18 protein-coding genes are annotated in these 17,271 nt (G+C 63.2%); 10 read left to right on the top strand and 8 right to left on the bottom strand.

All coding sequences use genetic code 11. The features are described 5' to 3' along the window. Positions 1–16 precede the first annotated feature (16 nt). Positions 17–1,018, bottom strand: a complete 1,002-nt coding sequence (locus M2281_RS04090) for a polysaccharide deacetylase family protein (RefSeq protein ID WP_280819821.1) — start codon at positions 1,016–1,018, stop codon at positions 17–19. 218 nt (positions 1,019–1,236) lie between these two features. Between M2281_RS04090 and M2281_RS04085 the strand changes: the two genes are divergently transcribed. Both M2281_RS04085 and der read left to right on the top strand, forming a co-directional pair. Further along, a complete protein-coding gene (locus M2281_RS04085) occupies positions 1,237–1,902 on the top strand; it encodes a tetratricopeptide repeat protein (protein WP_280819820.1) in 666 nt (221 codons plus the stop codon). Positions 1,903–1,911: 9 nt separating this feature from the next. Continuing rightward, on the top strand, positions 1,912–3,342 hold the full coding sequence (gene der, locus M2281_RS04080) for a ribosome biogenesis GTPase Der (RefSeq protein WP_280819819.1): 1,431 nt from the start codon (positions 1,912–1,914) through the stop codon (positions 3,340–3,342). An 89-nt stretch (positions 3,343–3,431) separates the two neighbouring features. On the opposite strand, the gene M2281_RS04075 is transcribed toward der, so the two are convergent. Beyond that, the gene (locus tag M2281_RS04075) at positions 3,432–3,926 is read right to left on the bottom strand and encodes an NUDIX domain-containing protein (RefSeq protein ID WP_280819818.1); all 495 of its coding nucleotides are present in this window, start codon (positions 3,924–3,926) and stop codon (positions 3,432–3,434) included. 108 nt (positions 3,927–4,034) lie between these two features. Between M2281_RS04075 and M2281_RS04070 the strand changes: the two genes are divergently transcribed. The 7 genes from M2281_RS04070 (at position 4,035) to M2281_RS04040 (ending at position 11,050) form a co-directional block, all read left to right on the top strand. Beyond that, on the top strand, positions 4,035–6,713 hold the full coding sequence (locus M2281_RS04070) for a bifunctional acetate--CoA ligase family protein/GNAT family N-acetyltransferase (RefSeq protein ID WP_280819817.1): 2,679 nt from the start codon (positions 4,035–4,037) through the stop codon (positions 6,711–6,713). A 275-nt stretch (positions 6,714–6,988) separates the two neighbouring features. Further along, positions 6,989–8,182 (top strand): cell wall hydrolase, encoded by a 1,194-nt coding sequence (locus M2281_RS04065; protein ID WP_280819816.1) that lies wholly within the window; start codon positions 6,989–6,991, stop codon positions 8,180–8,182. Between the two features lie 242 nt (positions 8,183–8,424). Further along, the gene (locus M2281_RS04060; RefSeq protein ID WP_280819815.1) at positions 8,425–8,832 is read left to right on the top strand and encodes an AtpZ/AtpI family protein; all 408 of its coding nucleotides are present in this window, start codon (positions 8,425–8,427) and stop codon (positions 8,830–8,832) included. Positions 8,833–8,874: 42 nt separating this feature from the next. Further along, entirely contained in the window at positions 8,875–9,624 is a 750-nt protein-coding gene (locus tag M2281_RS04055; protein ID WP_280819814.1) for a F0F1 ATP synthase subunit A, read from the top strand. Positions 9,625–9,697: 73 nt separating this feature from the next. Then, positions 9,698–9,922, top strand: a complete 225-nt coding sequence (locus M2281_RS04050; protein ID WP_106723915.1) for a F0F1 ATP synthase subunit C — start codon at positions 9,698–9,700, stop codon at positions 9,920–9,922. Between the two features lie 69 nt (positions 9,923–9,991). After that, on the top strand, positions 9,992–10,561 hold the full coding sequence (locus M2281_RS04045) for a F0F1 ATP synthase subunit B (RefSeq protein WP_280819813.1): 570 nt from the start codon (positions 9,992–9,994) through the stop codon (positions 10,559–10,561). Between the two features lie 9 nt (positions 10,562–10,570). Next, positions 10,571–11,050: a F0F1 ATP synthase subunit B gene (locus tag M2281_RS04040; protein WP_280819812.1), complete on the top strand. Its 480-nt coding sequence runs from the start codon at positions 10,571–10,573 to the stop codon at positions 11,048–11,050. Between the two features lie 196 nt (positions 11,051–11,246). Here the strand turns inward: M2281_RS04040 and M2281_RS04035 are convergent, their stop codons facing one another. Together M2281_RS04035 and M2281_RS04030 are read right to left on the bottom strand one after the other, a co-directional pair. Further along, on the bottom strand, positions 11,247–11,936 hold the full coding sequence (locus M2281_RS04035; protein WP_280819811.1) for a ribonuclease HII: 690 nt from the start codon (positions 11,934–11,936) through the stop codon (positions 11,247–11,249). A gap of 152 nt (positions 11,937–12,088) precedes the next feature. After that, positions 12,089–13,240, bottom strand: coding sequence for a PA0069 family radical SAM protein (locus tag M2281_RS04030; RefSeq protein ID WP_280819810.1), 1,152 nt, complete (start codon positions 13,238–13,240; stop codon positions 12,089–12,091). Positions 13,241–13,833: 593 nt separating this feature from the next. Here M2281_RS04030 and M2281_RS04025 point away from each other — a divergent pair. After that, positions 13,834–14,340 (top strand): glycosyl transferase family 2, encoded by a 507-nt coding sequence (locus M2281_RS04025; RefSeq protein WP_280819809.1) that lies wholly within the window; start codon positions 13,834–13,836, stop codon positions 14,338–14,340. A gap of 207 nt (positions 14,341–14,547) precedes the next feature. On the opposite strand, the gene moaB is transcribed toward M2281_RS04025, so the two are convergent. From moaB to M2281_RS04005, 4 genes are all read right to left on the bottom strand, one after another. Further along, entirely contained in the window at positions 14,548–15,096 is a 549-nt protein-coding gene (gene moaB, locus M2281_RS04020; RefSeq protein WP_280819808.1) for a molybdenum cofactor biosynthesis protein B, read from the bottom strand. A gap of 168 nt (positions 15,097–15,264) precedes the next feature. Further along, a complete protein-coding gene (locus M2281_RS04015; protein WP_280819807.1) occupies positions 15,265–16,116 on the bottom strand; it encodes a 4-(cytidine 5'-diphospho)-2-C-methyl-D-erythritol kinase in 852 nt (283 codons plus the stop codon). A gap of 10 nt (positions 16,117–16,126) precedes the next feature. Beyond that, positions 16,127–16,312: a hypothetical protein gene (locus tag M2281_RS04010; RefSeq protein ID WP_280819806.1), complete on the bottom strand. Its 186-nt coding sequence runs from the start codon at positions 16,310–16,312 to the stop codon at positions 16,127–16,129. 87 nt (positions 16,313–16,399) lie between these two features. Continuing rightward, complete coding sequence (locus M2281_RS04005) at positions 16,400–17,263, bottom strand: S49 family peptidase (RefSeq protein ID WP_280819805.1); 864 nt, start codon at positions 17,261–17,263, stop codon at positions 16,400–16,402. Between the last annotated feature and the right edge of the window lie 8 nt (positions 17,264–17,271).

Raw genomic sequence — 17,271 nt, 5'->3', positions numbered from 1 at the left:
AAATAATGTCGGCGGCTCAGCCGCCGACATTGCTTGTTTGGGTCTTGCCGGCAGCACGCTGGTCGGCGAGATAGTCGGCATAGCTGACGCATTTGACGTCAGCCTTCACGCAGACTTCGCCGGCGAAACGCTCCAGCGCCCGCCAATAGGCGCCGCCATTCATCAGCGTGAAGTGAAATCCCATCTCCAGCGGCACGCGCTTGCCATTGTACTCACGGTCGAACGCCGCGCGGAACGCCTGATAGGCGCGGTTCTCGAACGCGCCATCGGCGTCCTTGCGTTCGATGCCGCCCGAATGGCGCACAAACAGATTGTAGTCCATGGCGATGATCGGCCGCTGCTGGGGTCCTTCGGGAATCTGCGGCAGCGCAAATCGCATCATGCCGTCGACCATCTGTGGCTCGGCCGGCCCGCGCGATATGCCGCTGGCGTCGTAAGTGAACTTCGTCTCCGCAAGCGCGGCGTAGAGCGTCTTGCCGTCGGACAGGTAGGGCACGCGGAAGCCTGAAATGCCGGTCTCGGCAAACTGCTTCCAGCCTTCGGGTTCACCTTCGATGCCATTGATCTTGTAGGCGTCGCGCACGATCCGCGAGAAGGAGGAAAACTCGCTCAGCCAGTCGGCCTTGGTCCAGTCCTTGCCGTCGAAATGGCCGCAGGCGTGGCTGGCGATGTCATGGCCTTCGGAGCGCGCGAGCCAGATCTGGGCAAGCCGCTGCCGCACCTCGTCTTTCGATTGGGCAAAACCGACATTGGAGCGCCCCGCCGACTTTCCGGGGGCGTGATACTCGTTGCGGTTCTCGCGGCTCAGCAGGAAGACGCAGGACAGGAAATAGGTGAAGCGTGCGCCGGTGCGGGCGGCCAGGCTGCGGCTGCGCTGCCACTGCGCCAGTTCGTGGGCGCCGTCGAAGGAGATGATGACATATTGCGGCCGCTGCGTGGGAGATTCGTCGGCAAATGCCGGGCAGGTGAGTGAAAATGAGACGCAGGCAAGCGTAAAAGCACGAAAAATTACTGACATTGCTCCGGTTCTGGCTGAGAATGAAGGCAGGCAGGCATATGTCGAGAATGTGGCGTGGTTGCGGGTAACTATGGTGCCGGACCGGTTAATGAACCGGTCTTTTCGCCCGCTTCGGATGGCAATCCGCGATTTTCCGCCTCGCCCCCTTCCATGCCGGCGAAATATCGCTAAAACGCTGGCTCACAACAGCCCGGTCTGGGCAAACATGGTTTGAGCGAATGTCGGACGACAGTTTCATCCGCGAAGTAAATGAGGAAATCCGCCAGGAGCGCGCACGCCTCATCTGGGAGCGTTTCGGCCCGATTGCGATCGTGGCCGCGATCCTGGTCGTGCTCGGTACGGCGGCCTTCGTCGGTTACGAATACTGGGCCGAACGGCAGGCCAGCCATTCCGGTGACGAGTTCCTGCAGGCGCTGACGCTGGCTAATTCCGGCAAGCCGGACGATGCGCTCGCGGCGCTCAAGACGCTGGAGCAGAGCGGCTATGGCGCCTATCCGGTGCTGGCGCGAATGCGCGCTGCGACCGTTCTGATCGACAAGGGCGACACCGACGGCGCGGTGAAGGAGTTCGACGCGGTTGCCGCCGATTCCGCGATCCCCTCGGTGATGCGCGACATCGCTCGCCTGCGCGCTGCCTATATCCTGGTCGATCACGGCTCCTATGCCGACGTTTCCAAGCGGGTCGAGGACCTGACTGCCGACACCAACCCGCTGCGCAGTTCGGCGCGCGAGGCGCTCGGCCTGTCCGCCTGGAAGGACGGCAAGGCGGCCGACGCGCTGAAGCTGTTCGAACAGATTTCGTCCGACGATGGCGCCCCGCGCAACGCGCGCGAACGCGCTACAATGATGTCCGAACTGATCCGCGGTTCGGGCGCTGCGTCGTGATAGCACCCAATGAGCTTCAAAGTAGCAATCATCGGCCGACCTAATGTCGGCAAATCCACGCTTTTCAACCGCCTTGTCGGCAAGAAACTGGCGCTGGTCGACGACACGCCGGGCGTGACGCGCGACCGCCGCGTCCATGCAGCAAAGCTTTACGACCTTAATTTCGAGGTCATCGACACCGCCGGCTTCGAAACGGCAGCTGCAGCCACGCTGCAGGGCCGCATGCGCGCGCAGACTGAACTCGCCATCGACGAAGCCGATCTCGTGCTCTTCGTGGTCGATTCGAAGTCCGGCCTAATGCCGGACGACAAGGCCTTTGCTGATGTCGTGCGCCGTTCGGGCAAGCCGGTCGTGCTCGTCGCCAACAAGGCCGAGGCGCGTGGCGCGCAGGGCGGCATGCTGGAAGCCTGGGAAGTCGGTCTCGGCGAGCCAATCCCGATCTCGGCCGAGCACGGGCAGGGCATGCCCGACCTTCGCGAGGCGATCATCGAGGCGATCGGCGAAGACCGCGCATTCGGCGAGGACGAGGAAGAATCCGAGGATCACCCGCTGACCGAGGTTCTCGTCGGCGAGGACATTGCCGACCCCGACGTCGAAACTGCCTATGACGAAACGAAGCCGATGCGCATCGCCGTCGTCGGGCGGCCGAACGCCGGCAAGTCGACGATGATCAACGCGCTGATCGAAGAAGAGCGGCTGCTGACCGGCCCCGAAGCCGGCATCACCCGCGATTCGATCTCGGTGGACTGGACATGGCGCGGCCGTCTCATCCGGCTGTTCGACACTGCCGGTATGCGCCGCAAGGCCAAGGTTCAGGAAAAGCTCGAAAAACTGTCGGTGGCCGACGGCCTGCGCGCGGTGCGCTTTGCCGAAATCGTCATCGTCGTCTTCGATGCCACCATCCCCTTCGAGAAGCAGGACCTGCAGATCGCCGACCTCATCATCCGCGAGGGACGTGGACTGGTGCTGGCCTTTAACAAGTGGGACCTGATCGAGAACCCGCAGGCAACGCTGGCCGATCTGCACGAGAAGACTGCCCGGCTGCTGCCGCAGGTGCGCGGCCTGTTGGCGGTTCCGGTCTCGGCTGAAACCGGGCGCGGCCTCGACAAGCTGATGGACGCGGTGCTGAAGACCCATCAGGTCTGGAACCGCCGTGTCTCCACCGGGCGTCTCAACCGCTGGCTGGAACGCATCCTCGGGCATCATCCGCCGCCCGCGGTGGCTGGCCGTCGCCTCAAGATCAAGTACATCACCCAGGCCAAGACGCGGCCGCCGGGTTTCGTGTTGTCCTGCACGCGGCCTGATGCCATGCCGCAATCCTATTTGCGTTATCTGGTGAACAGCCTGCGCGAATCCTTCGATATGCCGGGCGTACCGATCCGCATGGTGCTTCGTGCGCCGGACAATCCGTTTGCCGGCCGCGCCAACAAGCGCACCTGATCATTGAAGCGGGCTGAAGCCGGATGGTTTCAGCCCGTTGCCATTTCTGGAAGCTTCGGCCAGAAGGATTTGCTCTGGCGCAACCCCGGTCACTCGTTGCCGGGAGGGACGGCCTCGGACCGCGTTGCGCCCAGCAGATTCTCCAGCTCCGTAAGGAACGGTTGCTGGCCGGGTAAGATCCTTTCCGAAGCCTCGTCGAGGGTGAACCATCCGGCACGGTCCACTTCAGGGAACGACTGGATGTTCCCGGTACGCGGCGGCCATTCCATCTCGAAGCTGTTGCTCAGTAGTTTCTCGACTTCGAAGTCGCCTTCCATGGCGAAGCCGGTGATGAGCTTGCCGCTGCGCTGGCGCAATGTCCCGAGCGGCAGCAGGTTGCCCGTCGCCTCGGCACTCGTTTCCTCAAAAAATTCGCGCCGGGCTGCCTGTTCCGCGTCCTCCGAGCCGTCATATTCCCCCTTGGGAATGCTCCAGGCCCCAAAATCCTTCTTGCTCCAGAACGGCCCGCCGGGATGCACGAGCAGGACCATGATGCCGCTATCGGCCCGCTTGAACATGAGAATGCCAGCGCTTCTTATCGGCATCGTCGACCTCACTCACGGCAACGTTGGTGACCCGTCATGGTTTGACCCAGCGCAAAGACGCCCCACAATACAGTTGTAGCTTCGCTGGGGATGCAGGAAAGCGCGGACATGACGATTCGGAATCTGGAATCTTCGCTTCACCCCAAATCGGTCGCCGTCATCGGTGCCTCGGATCGCGAGGGATCGGTCGGCCGGGTGGTCATGAGCAACATCATCAGCGGCGGCTTCGAAGGCGAGATCTGGCCGGTCAATCCGAAGCGTCGCGAGATAGCCGGCCGACCCTGTTGTTCCCGCATCGCGGATATGCCCGGGGTGCCCGACCTTGCCGTCGTCGTCACCCCGCCGCCGACGGTCCCCCGCATCATCCATGAGCTTGGCGTGAAGGGAACGCGTGTTGCGGTCGTGATTACGGCGGGCGTGAACGAGCAGAGTGGCCTCAAGCAGGCGATGCTGGATGCGGCAAAGCCCTTCCTGTTTCGCATCATCGGTCCCAATTCGGTGGGGCTCGTGGCGCCCTGGGCAAAGCTCAATGCCAGCTTCGCGCATATGACGGTCAAGCCGGGCGGCGTGGCCCTGCTATCGCAGTCCGGCGCTATCGCCACGTCGCTTATCGACTGGGCGGCGGACAAGAAGATCGGTTTCTCGCATATCGTTTCGATGGGCGACATGGCCGATGTCGATGTCGCGGACCTGCTCGATCTACTGGCCGGCGATGCGAACACGCGCGCCATCGTCATGTATCTCGAATCCATCCCGCGCCCGAGAAAGTTCATGTCGGCCGCAAGGGCCGCAGCCAGGCTGAAGCCGGTCGTGGCGATCAAGCCCGGACGACATGCCGAGGCAGCCAAGGCCGCAGCCACGCATACCGGCGCATTGTCGGGGGCCGACCGCGTCGTCGAGGCAGCGCTAAATCGCGCGGGTGTGTTGCGGGTTCGCGGGCTTGCCGATCTCTTCGACGCGACCGAAACCATCGCCCGCTTCGCGCCGCTCGAGCGGGCGAGGGTAGGGATCGTCACCAATGGCGGCGGGGCCGGCGTACTTGCGGTGGATCAGCTCATGGATTCCAAGGCCGACCTGGCCGAGCTTTCGCTCGACACCATCGCGCGGCTCGACAAGGTGCTGCCGCCAACCTGGTCGCGCGCAAATCCGGCCGACATCATCGGCGACGCCTCGCCTGAGCGCTACACGGCCGCCATCGAGGCGGTCGCGGCAGACCCGCAGGTGGATGCGCTGCTGGTGATGAACTGCCCGACCGGGCTTGCTTCGCCGGCCGAAGCGGCGCAGGCGGTCGCTTCGCTCGCGGCGCGGGGAATGATCGGCGGCAAGCCGGTGCTGACCTCCTGGCTTGGCGAGCACACCGCACGCGCCGGCCGCGCCATCCTGGAAGGAGCAGGCATCGCCACCTACGAAACCCCGAGCGACGCGGCCAGGGCCGTTTCCTATCTCAGCGATTGGTCGCGCGCTCAGCGGGCACTGATGCGCGTGCCGTCGACCCGCAGCGAGGACATCGCCGGCGACCGCGACGAGGTGCTCTCGATCTTTCGCAAGGTTGCTTCAGAGGGACGGAGCCTGCTGACCGAGCCGGAGGCCAAGGCGGTGATTGCCGCCTACGGCATTCCCGTTCCCGAAACGGTGGTCGCCCATTCGCCTCAAGAGGCGGAAGCAGCCGCAGAGCGCATGCTGCGTCAAACGCCCAAGGTCGTGGTGAAACTGCTTTCCCGTAGCGTTACTCACAAGTCCGATGTCGGGGGCGTGGTGCTCGGCATCGAAACGGCCGAAGCCGCCCGCAACGCCGCCGAAACGATCCAGGAGCGCGTCGCAAGGCGTGGGCTGGACGACGCCATCGACGGTTTCTCCGTGCAGCCGATGATCGAGCGCAGTCATGCACAGGAGCTGATCCTGGGTGTAAGCCAGGATGCGATCTTCGGACCGGTGGTGCTTTTCGGCGCGGGCGGCACGGCCGTCGAGGTCATCGACGACACGGCGATCGCCCTGCCGCCGCTCGATGACGTGCTCGCCTCGGATCTGATCGAGCGCACGCGGATTGGGCGGCTACTGGCGGGATATCGCGACCGCAAGCCGGCCGACCGCCACGCCATCAGCCTGGCGATCAACGCCCTTTCGCAGCTTGTCGTCGATTTTCCCTGCATCTTCTCAATGGACATCAATCCGTTGCTGGCCGACGACGAAGGCGTGCTTGCGCTGGATGCGCGGGTGGAAATCGAGCCTTCCGATATCGACAGCCTCGGCCCGAACCCCGCATTGGCCATCCGGCCCTATCCCGACAGCTGGCAAAAGAGCGTTTCCCTGAAAGGGGAAGACTATTTCATAAGGCCGATCAAACCCGCCGATATCGCGCTTTATCCGGATTTCTTCGCCCGGATTTCACCCGAAGACATTCGCCTGCGGTTCCTGGCGCCTCGCAAGCAGTTTTCAGACAAAACGCTGCTTCGGCTGACGCAGCTCGACTATGATCGCGAAATGGCTTTCCTAGCGCTGGAGCCCAATGGCGATGTCGCCGGCATCGTTCGAATTTACGCCGATCCGGACCATGAAACCGGCGAATACGCCATTCTCGTCCGGAGCGATCTGCATGGGCACGGGGTCGGCTGGGCCTTGCTCCAGCATCTGATCGACTATGCGACGGCCGACGGGCTGAAGCGGATCGAAGGGATCATTCTCGCCGAGAACACCAAGATGCTGGAAATGTGCCGCGAGATGGGTTTCACCGTCAGGCTGCATCCGACTGAGCACGGGGTGGTCATTGCGGCGCGCAAGCTCAATTGATTGCGCCATAGAATTCTTGGCGGCGTGACAAGACGCTGAACCAGCCCTGATGTTTCATACCTGCGGGAGCATTACCCTTCCGCAGGCAACCTCCCTCCGCTCCTTCTGCACCTCAACCCTCCAGATTAAGTGCCCGTTAACCATGCCTTCTTATGGTTAACGAGTGTTTCGGAGAGGGTTCAGAGCATGGCCCTGGACGCGCCATGCCGCGCGTCAGGCGGGCCGAAGCTCTGTTTTCCCTCTCCAGAGGTGCTGTTGCGTTCTGGAGAGTTTCTGTGCATCGACGTTCATCGACACCGCAACTGGCCGCCGCCAGCCAGAGGAAGCGTTCGCCTCTTCCTCCTCTCGTCATCGGGCTAGGTATCTGGATCGGCTTTCCCACGGTGGCCGCCTATCAGGACATGCGCAGCCTTATCTCGGGTGCGGAAGCGGCTGGCGCGCGCTGGAACTCTTTCGTGCAGAGTTCGGTGGCCGGATCGATCCATGAGGTCGAGTTTCCATTCGCCGACGGCGACATCATCACCGGTTCGATGTCCGGAGGTGGCGTGAATGTGCCGGGCGTCGGCACGGTCGCCTTTCGCGGCAAGTCTGTCGCAGCCAACGAAGTGCCGGATGAAGAGCGCGTCAACCGCCGGGACAAGCGCAGCCGCATCATGAATGTGGCGCCAGTGGCGCCGCCCAAGGCGTTCAATGCCGGCTCGGTACTTGGCCGCACAAGTTCGCTGATGCAGCCGACCTTCGACGGCAACCTCAAGATGGCTTTCGCCAAGCCGCAGATCAAAGGGAAGGAAGTGGCGATCGCCACTGCCTTCCATCCCAAGGAAGAGAAGAAGCCGAAGAAGACGCCCGGCGTGCCGGCGATTCTGGCGAACCTCGTCAACGACAACCCACCGGACATACTGGCCACCGCCTATGCGCCGGCCCAGCCAGACTACGCCAAGACGTCGCCCTTCGAGAGCCTGCTCAAAGACCAGAGCCCGACTGCCGGGCGCTTCCTTCCGCCCATGACGGACGGCGATCACGACTGGATGCGCAATCCCTTGCCTGCCAGCGTCTTCTCCAAGCCCGAGCAGAAATGCCTCGCAACCGCGATCTACTTCGAAGCGCAAAGCGAAAGCCTGAAGGGGCAGGCGGCCGTGGCCCAGGTGATCCTGAACCGCGTTCGCAATCCCACCTATCCCAACACGATCTGCGGTGTCGTCTACCAGAACGACGACTGGCTCAATCGCTGCCAGTTCTCCTTCGCCTGCGACGGTCGCAAGAAGGTCGTCACCAGCCAACGGCACTACAAGATCGCCGAGGAGATTGCGATGGCCGTCACCGCCGGCAAGATATTCATACCGGAAGTCGCCTCCTCGACGCATTACTACGCCGCCTATGTGCGCCCCAACTGGGCTAGCACTATGGAGAAAATGAAGAGAATCGGCCTGCACATCTTCTACCGCACCTATGGTGGCGGCTGGATCTGACTTCCCTGTCGAAGGCCCGCTTGAAGCGATGGGCCGGCCCGGATTCCGCCCGGATTCGGGTGTAGCTGGCCCCTTGCCGCGTCGGGCAGGATGTCGCACTTTGCCAAGATGCTGATATCATTGCAAAAAATACATCGGGAGTGCGGCCATTCCGTGGCTTGACGCGAATAGGCTCCCTAACTATGTTGCCCGCGACTTTAAAGCGGAAGAACGGCGACGTTTTATCGGGCCAGGAGGTTTGGATGACCACGAAAAAGGGGTCAGGCAAAACCAGCAAGACCGAGCCTGAAACGAATGACAAGCCTGCCTTCCGTGACGACGACCTCGAGCGCCGCCGGCGCCAGCTTGACGCAGAAATTGCGGCGAGACGGCAGGGTGGAAGTGAAGGGGAACGAGGCGCCAAGTCGGGCGGGACGACCGGATACGGTCAGGCAGTGAAGCTGTCCAGCGAGTTCATCGCGGGGGTGGCGGTAGGTGCCGGACTGGGATGGACGGTTGACCGTTGGGCTGGAACGTCGCCATGGGGCTTGATCGTCTTGCTGCTCCTTGGCTTCGCTGCCGGCGTTCTCAATGTCATGCGTTCCGCGGGTGTCGTCGCCCAGCCGGGCCAGAAGGCGCCAGATAAGCGCCCCAAGGGTTCGGACGACTGAATCAACTGTGCTTGCGGGCACAAATTTTACCAAGGGGGCCACGTGTCCAACGATCCGATCCATCAGTTTCACATCACGAAGTTGATTCCGATCGAAATCGGCGGATACGACTTGTCCTTTACCAACTCGTCGGCCTTCATGGTTGCCACGGTCGTGGCCGCCAGCGCCTTCCTGTTCCTGACGACTTCGAGCCGCGGCCTGATCCCGAGCCGCCTACAGTCGATCTCGGAAATGTCCTACGAGTTCGTGGCCTCGATGCTGAGAGATGCGGCAGGGTCGCACGGGATGAAATTCTTCCCGTTCGTCTTCTCGCTGTTCACCTTCGTGCTGGTCGCCAACCTGCTCGGGCTGTTCCCGTATTTCTTCACCGTCACCAGCCAGATCATCGTCACCTTCGCGCTGGCGCTGTTGGTGATCGGCACCGTGATCGTCTATGGCTTCATGAAGAACGGTATCGGCTTCCTGAAGCTGTTCGTGCCAAGCGGCGTGCCGGGCATTCTGGTGCCGCTGGTCGTGCTCATCGAAATCATCTCGTTCCTTTCGCGTCCGATCAGCCTCTCCGTCCGTCTTTTCGCGAACATGCTGGCCGGTCACATCACGCTTAAGGTTTTCGCGGGCTTCGTCGCTTCGCTGAGCGCTTTCGGCGCGATTGGTGTCGCCGGCTCGATCCTGCCGCTCGCCATGACGGTTGCGATCACCGCCCTCGAGGTTCTGGTGGCCTTCCTGCAGGCTTACGTCTTTGCGGTTCTGACCTGCATGTACCTCAACGACGCCCTGCATCCGGGCCACTAATACAAGTCGCCGGCGGGCCTCCTCCCGCCAAGTGTAAGCATTGAACTGAATTTCGATCCACAAGGAGTTGGACATGGAAGTAGCAGCAGCAAAGGCAATCGGTGCGGGCATCGCCTGCCTCGGCATGGGCGGTGCAGGCATCGGCCTGGGCACCATCTTCGGTAACTACCTGGCGGGCGCGCTGCGCAACCCGTCGGCTGCCGATGGCCAGTTCGGCCGTCTGATTTTCGGCTTCGCCGTTACCGAAGCTCTCGGCATCTTCTCGCTCCTCGTCGCCCTGCTGCTCCTCTTCACGTAAGAGTTGCTGGACCAGAGCGATATCTCCGGCCGCGCTGTTGCGGCCGGATAGGGTGAACAGGGGAAGCAAATGTTCGTGACACCGGCATTCGCGCAGGAGCAGGCTCCGGCGACGAATGAAACCCATTCGTTGGAGCATGCGGAGAGCGAGGCGAAGTTTCCTCCGTTCGATCCGTCGTTCTATCCGTCACAGATCCTGTGGCTCGCGATCACGTTTGGCCTGTTCTACATCTTTCTGAAGAGAGTGGTTCTGCCGCGCGTGGGTGGTATCCTGGAAGTCCGTCGCGATCGCATCGCGCAGGATCTCGATCAGGCCGCTCTCATGAAGAGCGAGGCGGATGCCGCGGTTGCTGCCTACGAGCAGGAACTTGCCGAGGCCAAGGCCAAGGCCAATGTGATCGGTCAGCAGGCCCGCGATGGTGCCAAGGCCGATGCCGATGCCGAGCGCAAGAAGGTAGAAGCCGGACTCGAGCAGAAGCTCGCCGAGGCTGAAGGCCGCATCGCTGCCATCAAGACTGCCGCGATGAAGGAAGTCGGCACGATCGCGGAAGACACCACTGCCGCAATCGTACAGGAACTGGTCGGCGGCAAGGCCGACAAGGCTGCCGTTGCTGCCGCCGTCAAGGCTGCGCAGGAGTAGGAGCGGGCCATGGATGCTACATTCTGGGCCTTAGTCGCCCTCATCATTTTCGTCGCCGTCGTCATCTACATGAAGGTGCCGGGGATGATCTCCAAGTCGCTCGACGCGCGTGCGGACCGCATTCGCAACGAGCTCGAGGAAGCCCGCAAGCTGCGCGAAGAAGCGCAGCAGCTGCTCGCCGAATTCCAGCGCAAGCGCAAGGAAGCCGAGAAGGAAGCCGCCGACATCGTCGAGGCTGCCAAGCACGAGGCTGAACTTCTGGTCACCGAGGCCAAGACGAAGACCGAAGAGTACGTCGCACGCCGCGCCGCTCTCGCCGAGCAGAAGATCAGCCAGGCTGAGCGCGACGCCATTAACGAAGTGCGCTCGACCGCGGTTGATCTCGCCGTCGAGGCTGCCCGCACGCTGCTGGCCAGCAAGGTCGACAGCAAGGCTGACGCGGACCTCTTCAAGGCTTCGCTGCAGCAGGTTAAGTCGAAGCTCAACTGACGCTTCCGTCAGGGACATTTTGAAAGCCGCCGGTTTCCGGCGGCTTTTTTATTGCGTGGATTTCAGTGGGGCGGTTCAGTCGGCGGTCCCAGCAGCGAATACGTTTGGCGACTCGCATATGTGCATGGGCGATTACGGGCCGAGCAAGCCCGCTTAGCGGTCCGTCTGTCCGCGGCCAGCAGCGCTAGATGAACTTTCAGAGAAGTTCGTCGTCGGTGGGGATTGCTTCCTCGCCGTCCAGCCGGAATGGCGAGAACGACATGCGGTGCCAGCGCGTGACCGCGCCGTGAGCTGTGATGGCCGCGCGGTGGCGGGCGGTGGCGTAGCCCATGTGGATCTCGAAGCCATAGCGCGCATCGGTCTGGCCGCAGCCCGTCATCATGCGGTCGCGCATGACCTTGGCGACGATGGAGGCCGCAGCGATTGATTGCGAACGCTGGTCGCCCTTCACCAGCGCTTCGCCGGGGCAGGGCAGGCCAGGCGGCACATCTCTGCCGTCGGCAAGCGCAAGCTTGGGCGCCAGGGGCAGGCCGACGAGCGCGCGGCGCATAGCCTCCAGGCTTGCCTTGCGGATGTCGCTGCTGTCGATGCCTTCGGCGCAGACCGACGCCATGGCGACACCTAGGGCAGTGCCGAGGATCTCCACAAAAAGGTCCTCGCGTTGGGCAAAGGTGAGGCGCTTGGAATCGTCAAGGCCGGCAGGGATGCGCTTGGGGTTGAGCACGACGGCGGCAGCGACCACAGGGCCGGCAAGCGGCCCACGCCCGGCTTCGTCCAGGCCGGCGACCGGCCACTGCCCGCGTTTGATCGCGCGCTTTTCGACGGAGAAATCGGGACGTTCGACGATTTCGAAGAGGGACGGAGAATCGGGACGCTGACGAGCCATGGCGCGGCAATGCTCGCATCAGGCCCGATTCTCCGCAAGTCCTTCCGGGCCCAATGGGGCGGAGGCCGGGAAGGGCACCGTCGGCATTTTTGGGGAAAGGCCGGACGGGATGCTCATTCGCCGCGGGCCGGCCAGCGGCCCGGGTCAGTTCGTCAAAGCAGCATCAGCTGCTCGTGCCGCTTCTCGGCGGCCACGAACAAGTCGGTGCGGAGCGGATGCTTTACGTTCATGCCGAGCTTGCGTGCGGTGATCTCGAAGCGGCGGCCGATCTGCCAGGCATAGGGACCGGCGCCCTTCATGCGCTTGCCCCATTCCGAATCGTAGTCCTTGCCGTCGCGCATCGAACGCACCAGCGACATCACGTGCCGATAGCGATCAGGGTAATGACGCAGCAGCCAGTCCTTGAAGATCGGGCTGACTTCGAGCGGCAGTCGCAGGATGACGTAACCCGCCTCGGTGGCGCCCGCGGCTTGTGCCGAATCGAGGATGCGCTCGATCTCGGAATCGGTCAGCCCGGGAATGATCGGCGCCACCATGACCCCGACCGGAATGCCGGCGTTGCTCAGCTGCCGCATAGCCTCGAGGCGGCGGGTAGGGGTAGCCGCTCGCGGCTCCATCGTGCGGGCGATCACGCGGTCCATCGTCGTCACTGAAAGCGCGACCTTGGCCAGCCCCTGCTCGGCCATGCGCGAGAGGATGTCGATGTCGCGCACCACCAGCGCCGACTTGGTGACGATGCCAACGGGGTGTTTCCTGGCCTCCAGTACCTCGAGGATCTCGCGCATGATGCGCCACTGCTTCTCGATGGGCTGGTAGGGGTCGGTGTTGGTGCCGATGGCGATGGTGCGCGGCTGGTAGCCTTCCTTGGAAAGCTCCTTGTCGAGCAGCTTGGCCGCGTCGGGCTTGGCGAACAGCCTGGACTCGAAATCGAGCCCCGGTGACATGCCCATGTAGCTGTGGGTCGGCCGCGCGAAGCAATAGACGCAGCCGTGCTCGCAGCCGCGATAGGGGTTGATCGACCGGTCGAAGGATATATCGGGTGAGCTGTTGCGGGTGATGATGGTGCGCGGCCGCTCGGTCTGCACTTCGGTCTTGAATGGCGGCAGCTCTTCGAATGTGCTCCATCCGTCGTCGAAGACGTGCCGCGTGACCGGCTCGAACCGGCCTGTCGGATTGATGCCGGCCCCGCGGCCCCGGCGACGCTCGCTGTCGATCCGGACGCCGCTATCGTCGATGATTGCATTGGCCATGGCGGAACCCCCGTTTCGGAAAGCCGCCACATCCGCGCGTGCTAGCGGTTCCATTCCCTTGTCTCCAGGCTGGTTTCGAAGGCCGGCGAGTCGTGCCGTTCATGAAACTATTCCTATTTCGACGGTGGGAACAAAGCAAGAACTTTCTGTTCACGTTATGTTACGGGGCGCGCGTTCCATCGCCGCCACGCCCGGCTTTGCCGTCTGGCCTTTTGGAAGGAAATTGGGAAGACGGGCGATCGTCGGACACGCTCGTTTAGATAAATCTTGCGGCCCTTCGCCCGCCCGTTCGATGCTCTTGCCCCGCTCAGTCGCCTCCACATTCGCGTGGCCAGCCGCCGCAAAGGCCCGGACTTGGGGGTTCATCACCCAGCAGCGCCACCGTTAGCGCCACCAGCCCGGACACCGTCGCCCTCCACGCTCATCCGGTTCATGACCCGTGTTCCCGGTGAGGCCGATGCCACGGATTATGCAAGCTTAGGTAAGATGGGGGAGAAAAGACGCGGCGATTTTCTTTCGGGATGAACAATTTCAATGGCTTGGTTCTGAGCGACCGCTGAATTCATCCACACTGTCAAGATCAGTGGCCCGTTGGTCCGTTTCAAATCTCAATGGCGTTTCGCGGCAGATTGCTTTAGGCGAGGGTGATGCTTTCGGTCCTGATCGAAACCCGCAACAATGAGGAAGCGCTGGCGCGGACGCTGTCGTCGCTGGTGAGTGCGGCCGTTTCGGGCGTCGTGCGCGAGGTCATCGTCTGCGACCGCGGACCATCGGCCGAGGCGCACCAGATCGCAGACGAAACAGGATGCCATTATCTCGCTGACGGGGGCATTGCGGCTGCCGTGCAGCAGGCCAGGTCCGACTGGCTGCTGATGCTCGAACCCGGCGCGCGACTGGTGGACGGCTGGACCGAGGCCGTCGAGCACCATGTCGAGACGATGACGATGCCTGCCCGGTTTTCGCGCTCGCGGGTAGACAAGATGCCCTGGTTCACGCGCCTGTTTGCGCCTACCCGCGCTCTGATCGACGGGCTTCTGATACGAAAGACGCAAGCGCTGCCACTGTCGCGCCACGCAGCCGATGCCGAGGCGGTCGCGCGCGGGCTGGCGACCAAGCGTCTGCCGGCGGAGATCCGGATAGCCAAGCCTGAATAGTTGGCTGCGCGTTTGGTGCGTCCTTCGAGGCTCACCCTTCGGGCTCGCACCTCAGGATGAGGGAGGTTGGCGTCACCTCTGGATGAGGGAGGTTGGCGCCGATGGTCGCTGTATTGAGAGGCCTGCGCTAACGCCCCTCATCCTGAGGTGCGACCCTGAGCTTGCGAAGGGGAGCCTCGAAGGACGCACCCCCGTAGGCATAACCACTCAGGCGGGTTTGCCGCCGCGCCGCAGGTGCTCGTCCAGCCGGGGCATGATCTCCACGAAATTGCAGGGCGTGTGGCGATAGTCGAGCTGCGCCTTCAATATGCCGTCCCAGGCGTCCTTGCAGGCGCCGGGAGAGCCGGGAAGCACGAAGACGAAGGTGAAGTTGACGACGCCGCCAGTGGCGCGGGACTGCACCGTGGAGGTGCCGATCTTGTCGTAGGAAATGCGGTGGAACACTTCCGAAAAGCCGTCCATGCGCTTTTCGAAGATCGGCTCCAGCGCCTCGGGCGTGACGTCGCGGCCGGTGAAGCCGGTGCCACCTGTGGTGATGACCACGTCGATGTTCTTGTCCTGCGACCAGCCCAGCACGCGCTTGCGGATCTTTTCCTTGTCGTCGGTGACGATGTCGCGCGCGGCCAGCACATGGCCGGCCTCGGTGATGCGATCGGCCAGCGTCTGCCCGGATTTGTCGTCGGCCAGCGTGCGGCTGTCCGAAACCGTCAGCACCGCGATGCGAACCGGAATGAAGGAGCGTGTCTCGTCGGCCATGGCATTTCCCGCTAGAGCATTTTGCAGCCAAGCGGAATCGCTTGGCGTCGCACAAATGCGGCTAAAAATGAGATGGAGCGAGTGGGCATCCATCAGGATGACCACCGCGCCATCTTTGCTGAGCCGATCTGTGCCCAACGGGAGTGCGGCGTCAACGAAAGAAAACGGCTAGGCCGTGATGGTGGCTGCGACGAACCAGCCGGGTTTGCCGGCGCGGATGGAGGCGGCTGCAGCATCTGCCGCGGCACGGCTTTCGAACAGGCCAAAGCAGGTCGCGCCCGAACCAGACATACGGGTGAACATAGCACCCGAGCGGTCGAGCGCATCGAGCGCTTCGCCGATGATCGGCGCCAGCGCTCTCGCCGGCGCTTCAAGGTCGTTGCGCGTGGTGAGCAGCCAGTCCAGTACGGAAGCAGCATCGAGCGTTGCGGGGAGGGACGGCAGCGCCGGGTTGTCGCGGCTTGCTAGTGCGCGGAAAACCTCGGGCGTCGAGACGGCAACGCCGGGATTGACCAGAACCAGCGAAAGGGGCGGAAGCGAAACCGGTTCCAGCATCTCGCCGATGCCGCGCGCAATCAGAGACCGCGCGGAGAGGCACATGGGCACGTCGGCGCCGAGTTTTATGCTGAGGGCGGCGAGATCGGCATCGATGCGCCAATGGCGTGAGAGGGCGCGCAAGGCCGCTGCCGCGTCGCTGGAGCCGCCGCCGATGCCGGAAGCGATGGGCAGGTTCTTTTCGAGTGTGATGGCTGCGGGTGTCGCAGCAGACGCGTCGAGGGCGCGTAGCGCGTCGCGGGCGCGGATGACGAGATTACCGGCGTCGACCGGCACATGCGCCGCAAACGGGCCGGTCACGGCAAAACCATCTTCCGCCGCAGGGGCAACGGTCAGGCGGTCGCCGAATTCGGTGAAGACGGCCAGGCTTTCGAGCAGGTGATAGCCATCGGCGCGCCGGCCGGTGACATGCAGTGCGAGATTTATCTTCGCCGGCGCATGTTCGGCGGACGCGGGGGCATGCACGGAGCTTCGCTCAGTCCTTGGCCAGGTGGTAAATACCGGTCTTGGGATCTTTCACGAGCGTGCCCATGGTGCCGTTGGCAGCCTGTCGCTCCGTACGGCGGATTTTCGCGGTTACCCGTTCAGCCTCCCGGATGAAGGAGCGGTAGCCCCAATAGGCGACCAGGCCGACGAGCGCGAAGAAGATTAGCTGTGGCATCTTTCCTGTTCTCCCCTTGTCGATGGGGCTGCCCGGCGGCCCTTCGGGCTCGCCTGAGAGGTATCATAGGCACGTTGCCGGCAAATTTTAAAGCCCAAACCGCGACCAAAGCGCGCGCTCTTCTGCCGCATCGATCAGGCCGTTGGCTGCGGCGGCCGCGATGTCGGTGGCCGAGAAGCTGGAGCCGAACACGCCGAGCCTGCGCCCGAACAGGCCGCGCGACGGCGTGATGAGGCGCAGCTGTGTCTTGGGGCCGAAGCGGTCCTTCAGCACCGTGCGCATGTCGCCGAGATTGTCGATGAGGCCGAGTTCGATGCCGCGCTTGCCGGACCAGAACAGGCCGGTGAAGAGGTCCGGATCGTCCTTCAGCTTGGCGCCGCGGCGCTCCTTGACCATGTCGATGAAGGTGCCGTGGACGTCGAGCTGCAGCGTCTTCAGCCGTTCGACGTCTTCCTTCTTCTCGGGCTTGAACGGGTCTAGCACGGCCTTGTTCTCGCCGGCCGTGTAGACGCGGCGCTCGACGCCGATCTTCTTCATGAGCTCGGGAAAGCCGAAGGAAGCGGAGATCACGCCGATCGAGCCGACGATTGAGGAGGGGTCGGCGATGATCTCGTCGCCCGCCACCGCGATCATGTAGCCGCCGGAGGCCGCGATGTCCTCGACGAAGACCAGCACCTTCTTCTTCTTTTCGGCGGCAAGGTCGCGGATGCGCTTGTAGATCAGGCGCGACTGCACGGGCGAGCCGCCGGGCGAATTGATCGAGATGGCAACTGCCGGTGCGTCGGTGAAGGCAAAGGCCTTTTCGATCACGCCTGCGGTCGTCGCCAGCGACAGGGTCGGCCGGAACTGGCCGCCGCCCGACATGATGGCGCCATGGAGACGGACCACCGGTATCGTCACCACCTCCGAGCGCATGGATTTCGGCAGCAGGCGGTTCAGCAGTCTTCTCACTTAAGTCG

Source organism: Pseudaminobacter soli (ex Li et al. 2025) (assembly GCF_029892515.1).
GTDB classification, from domain to species: domain Bacteria; phylum Pseudomonadota; class Alphaproteobacteria; order Rhizobiales; family Rhizobiaceae; genus Pseudaminobacter; species Pseudaminobacter soli_A.
The sequence above is the reverse complement of the archived record's forward strand: the minus strand, read 5'-3'. Positions and strand labels throughout refer to the sequence as shown.